This is a genomic window from Tardiphaga sp. 813_E8_N1_3, from assembly GCF_051811025.1.
Taxonomy (GTDB): Bacteria; Pseudomonadota; Alphaproteobacteria; order Rhizobiales; family Xanthobacteraceae; genus Tardiphaga.
Genome location: NZ_JBPWQE010000001.1, coordinates 2,585,130 through 2,598,135, shown reverse-complemented (window position 1 = coordinate 2,598,135; position 13,006 = coordinate 2,585,130). Strand labels below are relative to the sequence as shown.

Genomic DNA, 13,006 nt, shown 5'->3' with positions numbered 1-13,006 from the left:
TTCCGCGGAAATTTCGACCGAAAGGATACCCGGATGACGCGCGAATTGTTCTGGCTGACGCTGACCGTGATTCTCACCGGCCTGCTCTGGGTGCCCTATGTGCTGAACCGCATCATGGTCCGCGGCGTTACCGGCGCGATGGCCAACCCGTCGCGTAATGACAAGCCTTTGGCCGACTGGGCCAACCGGCTACTGTTCGCCCATGACAACGCGGTCGAGAACCTCATCGTCTTCGCGCCGCTGGTGCTGATCCTGAACGCTGCGGACGTTTCGACCCCGACCACTGTTCTGGCCTGCGCCGTCTATTTCTGGTCGCGCGTCGTGCATCTGGTCGTTTACACACTGGGTCTCCCCATCTTCCGCACGCTGGCCTTCCTCGTTGGTTTCTTCGCTCAGGCCGTGCTCGCGGTCGCGATCCTGCGTATTCCGGTTTGAGGCCGGGTACGCTAGTCCAACGCAATGAGTCACCCCGCGCCAGACCTGCAAAGAATCGTCACCGAAATCGCCGACGAGATGGCGCAGCGCACCGACCGCGGCGAGGTTGCGAGCTATATTCCGGAGCTCGCCGGCATCAATCCTAACCAGTTCGGGCTCGTGGTCATCGATGCGGATGGCCAGGTGGCGACCGGCGGCGATGCCGATGTGCCGTTCTCGATCCAGAGTATCTCGAAGGTTTTCACGCTAACCTTGGCGCTTGGCATGGTCGGCGACCGGTTGTGGAAGCATGTCGGCCGCGAGCCGTCGGGCAATCCATTCAACTCCATCGTCCAGCTCGAACGCGAGCGCGGCGTGCCGCGTAACCCCTTCATCAATGCCGGCGCTATCGCCGTCACTGATGTCATCCTGTCCGGCCATCAGCCGCGCGAGGCAATCGGCGAAATCCTGCGCTTCATGCAGTTTCTGGCTGGCGACGACAGCATCGTGATCGACGAGGCGGTCGCGGCCTCCGAGAAGCGCACCGGCTTTCGCAACACTGCGCTGGCCAATTACATGAAGTCGTTCGGCGTCGTCCAAAATCCCGTCGACTTCACGCTCGGCGTCTATTTCCATCACTGCGCCATCGCGATGTCGTGCCGGCAGCTCGCCATGGCGACGCGCTACCTCGCTTATTCCGGCCGCAATCCGTCGACCGGGCTCTCGGTGGTGTCGTCGGAGCGTGCGCGCCGTATCAACGCGCTGATGCTGACCTGCGGACACTACGACGGCTCCGGTGAATTCGCCTATCGCGTCGGCCTACCCGGCAAGAGCGGCGTCGGCGGCGGCATTATCGCGGTCGCGCCCGGCAAGGCTTCAATCGCCGTCTGGGCGCCCGGCCTCGATCATCACGGCAATTCGCATCTCGGTCGCATCGCCCTCGAAGAACTCACCAAACGGCTCGGCTGGTCGATTTTCGGGACCTGATGCCGACCCGGTTTCCGGTCATGAAAAAGGGCTGAAACATCGCTGTTTCAGCCCTTGATCGTCGTCGATGAACCGCGCCCGGGGCGGTAAACCTTGCTTCCGGCCAGGCACCGTCAATGTTCGTAGGTCCGCTTGGCTTCCTGGATGGCAGCCTCGTGGTACCAGCTGTCATAGTCGGCCACGGTTTTCACGGTCGAGGCACGCAGGTCCAACGGCTTGCTGAGCCGTCCCCGCGGGCCGACCGATGCACGGCCACCAACTGGGAATTGGTAGATTTTAGCGGTATGGGGGTGATGCGTTTGAGATGTCGGCATCGCTTCTCTTCCTTCCTCTGATCTGTTTTTTCCTTTTGGATCATCATTGTAACAGAGGCGCCCTTCTTTTGTGCCGACTGCCTCGTAAGAAGCATCCAAATGGCTACAATATGCGCACTCGGTGGACGTGCGCTTTGGGCGCGCAGGTTTTGAAGCCGCCTACGCGGCGCCTGACCTCTCATTTGAGCGTCTGAAAGGCAGAAAAGTTCCGGTCAAAAATCGCCTGCAAGGGAATTGGGCAGCCGGTGTTTTAGCGCGCGGCCGAATTCCTCTGAAAAATTCACGAATCCTGACCGATTCCCGACCTCCGATGCCCTCTCCCGAAAGCGAATGGCAGCCCGGTTGGGGACGCGCCGCACTTTTCGTCACAAAAACGTTGCACCGCGGCAAGTTGGCATACTACGTGCTTTATATGCAGCGCCGCTGGCGGGCGGATCCCGCATCCGCGCGCCAGCAAGCTCAGGGTTCACGCCCTACGCATCGCCAACTCATGAGAGACCCGCATGACAAAGTATAAGCTCGAGTATATTTGGCTCGACGGTTACACGCCGGTTCCGAACCTGCGTGGCAAGACGCAGATCAAGGAATTCGAAGATTTCCCGACCCTCGAACAGCTCCCGCTGTGGGGCTTCGATGGTTCGTCGACCATGCAGGCCGAAGGCCACAGCTCCGATTGCGTGCTGAAGCCGGTTGCGATCTATCCGGACGCTGCCCGTGAGAACGGCGCTCTGGTGATGTGCGAAGTCATGATGCCGGATGGCGTCACCCCGCACTCGACCAACAAGCGCGCCACCATTCTCGACGATGCCGGCGCATGGTTCGGTTTCGAACAGGAATACTTCTTCTACGAGAACGGCCGTCCGCTCGGCTTCCCCGAGGATGGCTATCCCGCGCCGCAGGGCCCCTACTACACCGGCGTCGGCTTCAAGAACGTCGGTTCAATTGCCCGCGAGATCGTCGAAGAACATCTCGACCTCTGCCTCGAAGCCGGCATCAACCACGAAGGCATCAACGCCGAAGTGGCGAAGGGCCAGTGGGAATTCCAGATCTTCGGCAAGGGCTCCAAGAAAGCCGCTGACGAAATGTGGATCGCGCGCTACCTGCTGCTCCGTCTGACGGAAAAGTATGGCATCGACATCGAATTCCACTGCAAGCCGCTCGGCGATACCGACTGGAACGGCTCCGGCATGCACGCCAACTTCTCGACCGAATACATGCGTACGGTCGGCGGCAAGGCTTACTTCGAAGCTCTGATGGCCCAGTTCGACAAGAACCTGATGGACCACATCAACGTCTACGGCCCGGACAACGACAAGCGTCTGACCGGCAAGCACGAGACCGCTCCGTGGAACAAGTTCTCTTACGGTATCGCGGACCGCGGCGCCTCGATCCGCGTCCCGCACTCCTTCGTGAAGAACGAGTACAAGGGCTATCTGGAAGACCGCCGTCCGAACTCCCAGGGCGACCCCTACCAGATCGCTTCGCAGATCCTGAAGACGATCTCCGAAGTGCCAGCCGACAAGAAGGCCGCCGCGTAAGCTGCGCCTGCATCTGAATGACGAACGGCCCGAACGAAAGTTCGGGCCGTTTTGTTTTGGCTAACGCCCCTTGCCGTCATGGCCAGGCCTGTCCCGGTCAATCCACGTCTTCGTTCTTATCGCCAAGACGTGGATGCCCGGCACGAGGCCGGGCATGACGGAGTACAACACTAAGATTTCAGCTTACGGGAACATCGCCGGCTGATCGATGCCGAGCGTCTCGACAAAACCGAGCACCAGATTCATGTTCTGCACCGCCTGCCCCGACGCGCCCTTGGTGAGGTTGTCGAGCGTCGAGACGATGATAGCGCGGCCCGGGATACGGTCAGCGGCAACGCCGATGAAGGTCATGTTAGAGCCGCGCACATGCCGCGAATGCGGCGTCTTGCCAAATGGCAGGATGTGTACGAACGGCTCCTTCTCATACTGCTTCACAAGCACCTCGTGGAGATCCTGCGCCGTCTTGCCGCGCCGCCCCCGCACATAGATGGTCGAGAGAATGCCGCGGTTCTGCGGCAGCAGATGCGGCGTGAAGCTCACGACCACCTCCTTGCCGGCAGCCTTGGAGAACTCCTGATCGAGTTCTGCCATGTGCCGGTGATGGCCGACACCATAGGCGTTGAAGCCTTCGGACACTTCGGAGAACAGCATCTCTTCCTTGGCGGAACGCCCTGCTCCGGTCATGCCGGACTTGGCGTCGATCACGATCTCATCGGTCTCGATGGCGCGCGCCTTCAGCAGCGGCACCAGCGGCAGGATCGCGCATGATGTGTAGCAGCCGGGATTGGCGATGAGCCGCGCCTTTTTGATGTCACGCCGATAAAGCTCGACGAGGCCGTAGACGGCTTCCTTCTGCAGCTCCAGCGCATGATGCTCGTGGCCGTACCACTTGGCATAGGCAGCAGCGTCCTCGAGCCGGAAGTCGGCAGAGAGATCGACCACTTTGGTCTCCGGCGCCTTGTCCAGAAGATCCTGCAGCACCTTCTGCGTGGTCGCGTGCGGAAGCGCGCAGAACACCAGATCGAGGCCGATGGTCGTCCAATCGACCGAGTCGATGCTCACGAGCGTCGGCAGCTCATAGGGCGCGAATTGCGGGAACACATCGCCCATCGCCTGCCCGGCGCGCCGGTCGGCCGTCAGCAGCACGAGCTCGACCTTGGGATGGCGCAGCAGCAGCCGCACCAGTTCGGCACCGGTGTAACCGGACGCGCCGAGAATGCCGATTTTCTTCTTCGTGCTCATCACATCGTTCCTTCGAGACTCGCCATAACATTCAATTGTGACACATCATCCGCGAACACATGCGGACGCAGTGCCTGCATCTCTTTGGCCAGCAACCGGGCGCCGGCATCGGGCTGCTGCCCCAACGCAGTCGCGACAGCTACATGATCCACATCGGACTTGTGCTGGTTCAGTTTGAAGCTGCCTTCGACCTCTTCCACCGACATCACCAGACCGACAATCGCCTTCTTCATCGCCTCCAGCCGTCCGGCCGTCATCTTTGCCGACGTCCAGATCGGCTTCGGCGCGAGCCAGCTTTCGAACCTTGTGCTGAGCGCGTCAAGGTGGGAGCCAAGCTCCCCATCCGGCAACAGCCGTACGGTCCCCGTCAGATGCACCGCCTGATAGAGCCAGGTGGGCACCTGGTCCGGCGAGGCATACCAATCGGCCGACACATAGGCATCCGCGCCGTTCACCGCCATGACCCATGGCGACGCACCGTCTGCCAGTTTGACCAGCGGATTATGCCGCGCCACGTGAAAGGCCACACGAGGCGTGCCGTCATTGCCATAATCGAGACAGAACGGCAGTGCCGAGGCGATCGGCTTGCGGCCGTTCCACGCACAGGCCGTGCCGAATCCGCGCGCCTCGGCGAACGCCAGAGCTTTGGCGCGGTCGGGCTGGAATTTTGGCGGGGTATACATGACGGGCTCCTGCTCTTGTGAGGGGCCGTCGGATCAGATCATGCTTCAGGGGGACTGCCGCGGACCGGATCCGGCGGCAGTGAGAGATCAAAAACGCTTAAGCGCGCATATCTCCACCTGCCGCGAGAATGCGGCGGCGGGCGATGATGCTGGTCGCTGTCTTGATCATGGACGCGGTCATAGGGCCGCGTCCGCGATCCGTCAAGATCGTCAGAACACAGACCTCAGAGAACTGGGCTCCACGGCGCGGGCACGACGCGGTAGCCGTTGCCGTCCTTTTCGACAAAACCGTTAGCCGGGAACGGATAGTGGAAGCCCTGCACGCGCATTCTGTCGGCGACCAGCATGTCATAGACCTTGCGGCGGGTAGCTTCGGCCTGCACCGGGTCCTGATCAAAATTCACGTGCCAGCCGGGATTGGCGGCGAATAGCGCCGGAAGGTTGGTGACGTCCGACTGGATGAAGATTTTGTCCGATCCGGACGACAGCACATAGGACGTGTGGCCCGGCGTGTGCCCGATCGAGGCGACAGGCAGTAACCCCGGCGCGACGTCCTTGCCCCATTCATAGGGCGTAACCTTCTTCTTCAACCCGGCCTCGAACACCCGCCGGTTGTTCTTGAACAGACCGGTCATGCGATCGCCGGTGGCACGGCTCATCTCGCCATCGTCCATCCAGAACTTCCACTCGGTCGCTGGCACCAGCACTTCGGCATTAGGAAACGCCAGCACGCCGTCCGCCGTCAGCAGGCCGTTCACATGATCGCCGTGGAAGTGCGAGATCACGACCATGTCGATCATCTTTGGATCGATCCCCGCCGCCATCATGTTGGTGGTGAACTGCCCGACATTGCCCTTGGTTGCCGCAAAGGCGCCCGGCCCGTTGCCGGTGTCGATCACCACCAGCTTGCCGCCGGTGTTGATCACCAATGGCGCATAGAAGTTGGTAATCTGGTTTGTCGGCAGAAATGCCCTGGCAAGCGCGGCATTGATATCATCGCGTTTGGCGTTGGAAATATAGGTATCGGCCAGCGGAAACGTCGCCGCGCCATCGGAGATGGCGTTCACCTGGATATCACCGACCTTGTAGCGATAGAAGCTTGGCACCTGCTTGTCCGCCGGCGGAGCTGAGGCCCTGGCAGAGCCTGTGGCGAGTAATGGAGATGCGGCGAGCGCGGCGGCGCCGGCCAGTGCATGCCGTCGTGACAAATCCATGAGGTCTTCTCCCGTCGCTTTGCGTGGTCGCTGTTGGCGCGATTCCGGCGCAGAGACTGGCACGACGCGCCGGCGGAGGCGATGGGTCTTTGCGAGGCCAGCCGGCCTGCGCTGCAGCGCAGGCCGGGAAATTGCCAGGCTTCGTTTAGATCACCGGGCTCCATGGGGCCGGCACCAATCGATAACCGCTGCCGTCTTTCTCGACGAAGCCATTGGCCGGGAATGGATAGTGGAAGCCCTGCACACGCATCTTCTCGGCCACTAGCATGTCATAGACCTTGCGACGCGTGGTTTCCGCCTGCGCCGGGTCCTGGTCGAACATCAGATGCCAGCCGGGATTGGTGACGAACAGCGACGGATGATTGGTGACGTCGGACTGAATGAACAGCTTGTCGCTGCCGGACGACAGCACGAACGAAGTGTGGCCCGGCGTATGGCCGACCGACTCCACGGCTAGCAGGCCTGGCGCGACGTCCTTGCCCCACTCATAGGGCGTGACCTTCTTCTTCAGCCCATCGTTGAAGAGCTTGCGGTTGCTGGCAAACAGACCCTTCATGCGGTCATTGGCAGCCTTGGCCAGTTCGCCGTCGTCGTTCCAGTACTTCCACTCAGCGGCCGGGACGAGGACTTCGGCATTCGGAAAAGCCGGCGTGCCATCGGCAGCGAGAAGCCCGTTCACGTGATCGCCGTGGAAATGCGAGATCACCACCATGTCGATCGCCTTGGCGTCGATACCCGCGGCGGCCATGTTGTTGGCGAACTGGCCGACATTGCCCTTGGTGGCAGCGAGCGCTCCGGGGCCGTTACCGGTATCGATCACCACCAGCTTGCCACCAGTGTTAATCACGAGCGGCGCGAAATGGATGGTCATCTTGTCCTTCGGCAGGAAGGCCTTGTCGAGCGCGGCGTTGACCTCATCCTTCTTGGCGTTGAGCACGAAAGTGTCGGCCAGCGGAAAGGTGTTGGCGCCGTCGGAGATCGCATTCACTTGGGCATCGCCGACCTTGTAGCGATAGAAGCTCGGTGCCTGCTTGTCGGCAGGTGGAGCAGACGCTTTGGCGGAGCCTGCGGTAAGCAATGGAGATGCGGCGAGCGCGGCGGCTCCGGCAAGGGCGTGGCGGCGTGACAAGTCCATGATGTTCTCCGGGGTGAAGCAGTGACAGGCGGGGGCTGGCGGAACTATTTACCAGCGTTCGATGACTTCTGCGAGATGTCGCGGCATTCAGACACCGCGACATGTCAGCCCGTTGAACACCCGGGTGCGGCGGTTATTCCCCGCCGGACTACTTCAGCTTCCAGAGCCATTCCACGGTCATCGACAAGCCATCGCCAAACAGGAGAAGTACGCCCGACCAGATAAAGGCCGAGGTGAAGTTGGCGACCTGAAAACGCCAATAGGGCATTTCGAAAATGCCGGCTGCCAGCGGCACCGAGGCCCGCAACGGGCCGAAGAATCGGCCGATATAGATGCTGGGCACACCCCACTTCCTGACGAAGGCTTCGCCACGCGGAAGCAGGTCGGGAAATTTGGAGAGCGGCCAGATCTGCGCCACTTGGTCCTTGTATTTGAAGCCGAACCAGTAAGAGAGCCAGTCGCCGAGCGCCGCGCCGAGAGCGCCGGCAATTAACACCGGCCAGAAGCTGATCCCGCTCGCGCCGACCAGTGCGCCGATCGCCACCAGCGCGCCCCAGGCGGGCAGCAGCAGCGAGATGAAGGCGAGCGATTCCCCGAAGGCTAGCAGGAGAACGATCGGCGCCGCCCAGACCTGGTTCTGGCGCACGAATTCGATCAACGCGTGCATCCAGCCTTCCATATGGAGAGTGTTCCTTTGCGGTTCTGGCACCGGCCTGATCGGCCGCGAACCGCTTTAACCTTCAAACGCCCGTCACAGGTAATCCGGCTGCACCGATCACATCAAGTCACAACATCTGAGGGTTCGATGCGGCGCCCAATGAGTCCAACGGCGGCCTTCTCCACACGCAATGGATGCTCCGACCGACCGCCACCAGACATGCGAGCAAAAAACCTCACGGTACTCCTGAACCTTGCGCCGACTCCGGTGACCAAGATTACAGACCATCTCCCCGATGGCGATTTTACCGCTGTGGGTCCGCTTACTGTCGGGTTCGACAATCAAAATACGCAAAGGACTGAAGATGATCGGATCGCTGATGATGTGCGTGAGCGCGCTGGTATTGCTGATCGGCATGGTCGCCGGCATCGTAATGGGCATTCGCCAGGACTTCCTGCTGAGCCCCGCGCATGCGCATCTCAACCTCGTTGGCGGTGTGCTGCTCTTCCTGTTCGGTTTGTATTACCGCCTGATTCCCGTGGCCGGACGCTCGCTGCTGGCCAAGGTCCAAGGCACGATGCACATCGTTGGCGGCATCATGTTCCCCGTCGGCATCGGCATCACCCTGCTCGCCAACCATGCATATATGGCCATTCCGATCATCGGTTCACTGATCATGCTCGCGGCCATGGCCCTGTTCGTCGTGATTGTGCTACGCACCGAGCGCTCCGGCATGGCCGCATGAGCCCCGAGGTCGCAGCCACATTGCCAACCTGAACGTGGCATAGTCACAGCAACGATTCGCCGCGCCCCGCGCGACGCCACCCGAGACAAGACTTTAAGACATATGGCCAAGGCACAGAAATCAAACGCGAAAGTCGATCTTTTTGGCGGCGCCAGCGCGCCAAAATCGGCTGCGGCACCGAAGGCGTCCACTCGCTCCGCCAATGCTGAAGACGGCTATACGGCCGCGGACATCGAGGTCCTCGAAGGCCTCGAACCGGTCCGGCGTCGCCCGGGCATGTATATCGGCGGCACCGACGAAAAGGCGCTGCATCACCTGTTCGCCGAAGTGATCGACAACTCGATGGACGAGGCGCTGGCTGGCCATGCGACCTTCATCGAGGTGGAACTCACCGCCGACGGCTTCCTGTCGGTGTCGGACAACGGCCGCGGCATCCCGGTCGATCCGCATCCGAAACATCCGAAGAAGTCCGCCCTCGAAGTCATCATGTGCACGCTGCATGCCGGCGGCAAATTCGACTCCAAGGTCTACGAGACCTCGGGCGGTTTGCACGGCGTCGGTGTCTCCGTGGTCAACGCCCTCTCCTCGCTGCTCGAGGTCGAGGTCGCGCGCAACCAGCAGCTCTACAAGATGACGTTCGCCCGCGGCATTCCCCAAGGCAAGCTTGAGGATCTCGGCAAGGTTCATAACCGCCGCGGCACCCGCGTGCGCTTCAAGCCGGATACCGACATCTTCGGCGCCAAGGCAGCCTTCAAGCCGCAGCGTCTGTTCAAGATGGCGCGCTCCAAGGCCTATCTGTTTGGCGGCGTGAAGATCCGCTGGAAGTGCGATCCGGAACTGCTCAAGGGCCTCGAGGACACTCCGGCCGAGGACGAATTCCACTTCCCCGGCGGCCTCAAGGACTATCTCGCCGCGGCGATCCATGCCGATACGCTGGTGCATCCGGAAATCTTCTCCGGCAAGTCTGGCCGCAACGGCGCCCATGGCGCCTGCGAATGGGCTGTCGCCTGGACTGCCGACGCTGACGGCTTCATGTCGTCCTATACCAACACCGTGCCGACGCCCGATGGCGGCACCCATGAAGCCGGCATGCGCAGCGCGATGCTGCGCGGGTTGAAGGACCACGCCGAACGCGTCGGCCAGGGCAAGCGCTCCGGCACCATCACCTCGGAAGACGTGATGGTCGGCGCCGCCGTGATGCTCTCGGTATTCGTGCGCGAGCCGGAATTCCAGGGCCAGACCAAGGATCGCCTCGCCACCGCCGAGGCCCAGAAGATTGTCGAACAGGCCATCAAGGATCCGTTCGATCACTGGCTGTCCGGCAATCCGGTACAGGCCAACAAGCTGCTCGAATTCGTGCTGGAGCGCGCCGACGAACGTCTGCGCCGCCGTGCCGAAAAGGAGACCTCGCGCAAGACCGCGGTGAAGAAGCTGCGCCTGCCCGGCAAGCTGGCCGACTGCACCAATACCGCGACCGAGGGTTCCGAGCTGTTCATCGTTGAGGGCGACTCGGCAGGCGGCAGCGCCAAGCAGGCGCGGGATCGCAAGAACCAGGCGATCCTGCCGCTGCGCGGCAAGATCCTCAACGTCGCCTCGGCGACCAAGGAAAAGCTGACGGCCAACGCGCAGATATCAGACCTCATGCAGGCAATCGGCGCCGGCACCGGCGCGCATTACCGCGAAGAAGACCTGCGCTATTCGCGCATCATCATCATGACCGACGCCGACGTCGACGGCGCCCACATTGCGTCACTGCTGATCACCTTCTTCTACCGGCAGATGCCAAAGATGATCGATGAAGGGCATCTGTATCTCGCGGTGCCGCCGCTCTACCGCCTCACCCATGGCAGCAAGACCGTCTATGCGCGCGACGACGCACACAAGGATGCATTGCTGAAGAGCGAGTTCAACGCCAATGCCAAGGTCGATGTCGGCCGCTTCAAAGGCCTCGGCGAAATGATGCCGGCGCAGCTGAAAGAAACCACCATGGACCCGGCGCGCCGCACTTTGCTACGCGTGCAGCTGCTGCCGGAAGACCGCGACGGCACTGCTGATTCCGTTGAGCGCCTGATGGGCACCAAGGCAGAAGCGCGCTTTGCGTTCATCTCGGACAAGGCGGAATTCGCCAACGAAGAGCTTCTGGACGTCTGAAATTTCAGTGGGCATCGCCTCCACGCGATGCCCGCACGGACGTTGAAACTATCGGCGACGATGCGCGTATCTACCTTCATGCGCGCACCATTCCTCACCCTCGGCATTCTCGCTTTCCTGATCGGCACGCTCTGGATCGGTCAGGGCACCGGCCTCGTGAACTGGCCAAAATCGAGCTTCATGATCAGCCAGATTCAGTGGGCCTATTACGGCGCTGCTCTCGCCGCGCTTGGCGTCGGACTGATGGGACTGGCGCTCGTGCGGCGCTGACGCCCTCTTCCATCTTGCCGCCAGTCTTGCGATGATCCGTCCCAGACGCGCCACAGAACGCGTCAGGAACAATCATGCAGGGCGGACATCTTGACCAGCAATCCTTTCGATCTCACCGGCAGGGTCGCCATCGTTACCGGCGGCAACACCGGCATTGGCCTCGGCATGGCACGCGGGCTGGCGACTGCCGGTGCTACCGTCGTGATCGCCGATCGCAACCGCGATAATGCCGCTTCGGCAAAAGCCGAACTGGAGACGTCCGGACATCCGGTGCTCGCGCTAACGACCGATGTTACCGATCCCAGCTCGATCGCGCAGATGGTGTCCGCGACGTTGAATGCGTTTGGCCGCATCGACATCCTCGTCAACAACGCCGGCATCAGCCTGTCCGCGCCAATCGAAGAGATGGCGCTGGCGGACTGGCAGAAGGTCATCGACGTCAACATGACCGCGCCTTTCATCTGTGCACAGGCTGTCTACCCGGCGATGAAAGCCGCCGGCCGCGGCAAGATCATCAATATCGCCTCGGTGTTGGCCACGCTCGGCGCCGGCGGCGCGGCGAACTACGCATCAAGCAAGGGCGGCATCCTGCAATTCACCCGCGCGTTGGCGACTGCCTGGGCTGCAGACAACATCCAGTCCAACGCCATTCTCCCCGGCTGGATCGACACCGACCTGACCAAGCGCGCCAAGGACATCCGACCCGAACTGCACGATCGCATTCTCGGGCGTGTACCGGCGCAGCGCTGGGGCAGGCCTGATGATCTTGCGGGCGCGGCCGTGTTCTTGGCCAGCGCAGCTTCCGACTTCGTCAACGGTGCCGCGCTCACGGTCGATGGCGGCTTTTCAATTCAAGGCTGATGCAATGAGGACAACACCATGACTGCAGGACTGTTCGATCTCTCCGGCAAAGTGGCCATCGTCACCGGCGGCAATGGCGGCATCGGGCTCGGCATGGCGCGGGGTCTGGCGCAGGCCGGCGCCGCCATCGCCGTGGTCGGACGCAACCAGACCAAGTCCAACGATGCCGTCGCGGAGTTGACCAAGAGCGGCGCCAGGGCGGTCGCCATTGCGGCCGATGTGACCGACAAGACCGCTGTCGATGGAATGATCGCACGCGTGCTGACAGAACTCGGCCGGATCGATATCCTCATCAACAATGCCGGCATTAACATCCGCAAGCCGCCGCACGAGATCGCACTCGACGAATGGGACAGCGTGATCAAGACCAATCTCACCAGCGCCTTCGTCTGTTCGCAGGCGGCGCATCCGGCGATGAAGGCCGCGGGCGGCGGCAAGATCATCAATATCGGGTCGATGCTGTCGATCTTCGGCGCGTCTTTCGCGCCGGCCTATGCCGCCAGCAAAGGCGGTATCGTGCAGTTCACCCGCTCCTGCGCCGTCGCCTGGGCACCTCACAATATTCAGTGCAACGCCGTTCTGCCGGGCTGGATCGATACCGAACTGACACAGAATGCGCGCCGTGAAATCGATGGTCTCCACGATAAGGTGCTGGCACGAACGCCCGCCGGCCGCTGGGGCGCATCGGGTGATTTCGCGGGCATTGCGGTGTTCCTGTCGTCGCGCGCGTCGGACTTCGTCACCGGAACGGCAATCCCCGTGGACGGCGGCTTCTCGGTGCAGGGATAGCCTCT

General features: G+C 61.8%; 14 protein-coding genes. 8 read left to right on the top strand and 6 right to left on the bottom strand.

Features of this window, described 5'->3' with window-relative positions:
• Positions 1-33 precede the first annotated feature (33 nt).
• Together AB8A33_RS12350 and AB8A33_RS12345 are read left to right on the top strand one after the other, a co-directional pair.
• A complete protein-coding gene (locus AB8A33_RS12350) occupies positions 34-435 on the top strand; it encodes an MAPEG family protein (RefSeq protein WP_439093055.1) in 402 nt (133 codons plus the stop codon).
• 24 nt (positions 436-459) lie between these two features.
• Complete coding sequence (locus AB8A33_RS12345) at positions 460-1,401, top strand: glutaminase (protein WP_439093053.1); 942 nt, start codon at positions 460-462, stop codon at positions 1,399-1,401.
• A gap of 113 nt (positions 1,402-1,514) precedes the next feature.
• Here the strand turns inward: AB8A33_RS12345 and AB8A33_RS12340 are convergent, their stop codons facing one another.
• Positions 1,515-1,715 carry a DUF2735 domain-containing protein gene (locus tag AB8A33_RS12340; RefSeq protein WP_439093051.1) on the bottom strand — a complete coding sequence of 67 codons (201 nt, stop codon included), beginning with the start codon at positions 1,713-1,715 and terminating at the stop codon, positions 1,515-1,517.
• A gap of 503 nt (positions 1,716-2,218) precedes the next feature.
• On the opposite strand from AB8A33_RS12340, the gene AB8A33_RS12335 reads away from it, so the two are divergent.
• Complete coding sequence (locus AB8A33_RS12335) at positions 2,219-3,253, top strand: glutamine synthetase beta-grasp domain-containing protein (RefSeq protein ID WP_439093049.1); 1,035 nt, start codon at positions 2,219-2,221, stop codon at positions 3,251-3,253.
• Between the two features lie 183 nt (positions 3,254-3,436).
• On the opposite strand, the gene argC is transcribed toward AB8A33_RS12335, so the two are convergent.
• The 5 genes from argC to AB8A33_RS12310 form a co-directional block, all read right to left on the bottom strand.
• Complete coding sequence (gene argC, locus AB8A33_RS12330) at positions 3,437-4,495, bottom strand: N-acetyl-gamma-glutamyl-phosphate reductase (protein ID WP_439093047.1); 1,059 nt, start codon at positions 4,493-4,495, stop codon at positions 3,437-3,439.
• Positions 4,495-5,178 (bottom strand): FMN-binding negative transcriptional regulator, encoded by a 684-nt coding sequence (locus AB8A33_RS12325; protein ID WP_439093045.1) that lies wholly within the window; start codon positions 5,176-5,178, stop codon positions 4,495-4,497. Before AB8A33_RS12325 ends, argC begins: the two co-directional genes overlap by 1 nt.
• 224 nt (positions 5,179-5,402) lie before the next feature.
• The gene (locus AB8A33_RS12320) at positions 5,403-6,392 is read right to left on the bottom strand and encodes an MBL fold metallo-hydrolase (RefSeq protein WP_439093043.1); all 990 of its coding nucleotides are present in this window, start codon (positions 6,390-6,392) and stop codon (positions 5,403-5,405) included.
• 145 nt (positions 6,393-6,537) lie between these two features.
• Complete coding sequence (locus AB8A33_RS12315) at positions 6,538-7,527, bottom strand: MBL fold metallo-hydrolase (protein WP_439093041.1); 990 nt, start codon at positions 7,525-7,527, stop codon at positions 6,538-6,540.
• Between the two features lie 148 nt (positions 7,528-7,675).
• Positions 7,676-8,206, bottom strand: coding sequence for a DedA family protein (locus AB8A33_RS12310; RefSeq protein WP_439093039.1), 531 nt, complete (start codon positions 8,204-8,206; stop codon positions 7,676-7,678).
• Positions 8,207-8,549: 343 nt separating this feature from the next.
• Between AB8A33_RS12310 and AB8A33_RS12305 the strand changes: the two genes are divergently transcribed.
• The 5 genes from AB8A33_RS12305 (at position 8,550) to AB8A33_RS12285 (ending at position 13,001) form a co-directional block, all read left to right on the top strand.
• Positions 8,550-8,930: a hypothetical protein gene (locus tag AB8A33_RS12305; RefSeq protein WP_439093037.1), complete on the top strand. Its 381-nt coding sequence runs from the start codon at positions 8,550-8,552 to the stop codon at positions 8,928-8,930.
• A gap of 102 nt (positions 8,931-9,032) precedes the next feature.
• Positions 9,033-11,081, top strand: coding sequence for a DNA topoisomerase IV subunit B (parE, locus tag AB8A33_RS12300; protein ID WP_439093035.1), 2,049 nt, complete (start codon positions 9,033-9,035; stop codon positions 11,079-11,081).
• A gap of 78 nt (positions 11,082-11,159) precedes the next feature.
• A complete protein-coding gene (locus AB8A33_RS12295; RefSeq protein WP_439093033.1) occupies positions 11,160-11,351 on the top strand; it encodes a hypothetical protein in 192 nt (63 codons plus the stop codon).
• A gap of 90 nt (positions 11,352-11,441) precedes the next feature.
• Positions 11,442-12,212, top strand: a complete 771-nt coding sequence (locus AB8A33_RS12290) for an SDR family NAD(P)-dependent oxidoreductase (RefSeq protein ID WP_439093031.1) — start codon at positions 11,442-11,444, stop codon at positions 12,210-12,212.
• An 18-nt stretch (positions 12,213-12,230) separates the two neighbouring features.
• Positions 12,231-13,001 carry an SDR family NAD(P)-dependent oxidoreductase gene (locus tag AB8A33_RS12285; protein WP_439093029.1) on the top strand — a complete coding sequence of 257 codons (771 nt, stop codon included), beginning with the start codon at positions 12,231-12,233 and terminating at the stop codon, positions 12,999-13,001.
• The last annotated feature ends 5 nt before the right edge of the window (positions 13,002-13,006 follow it).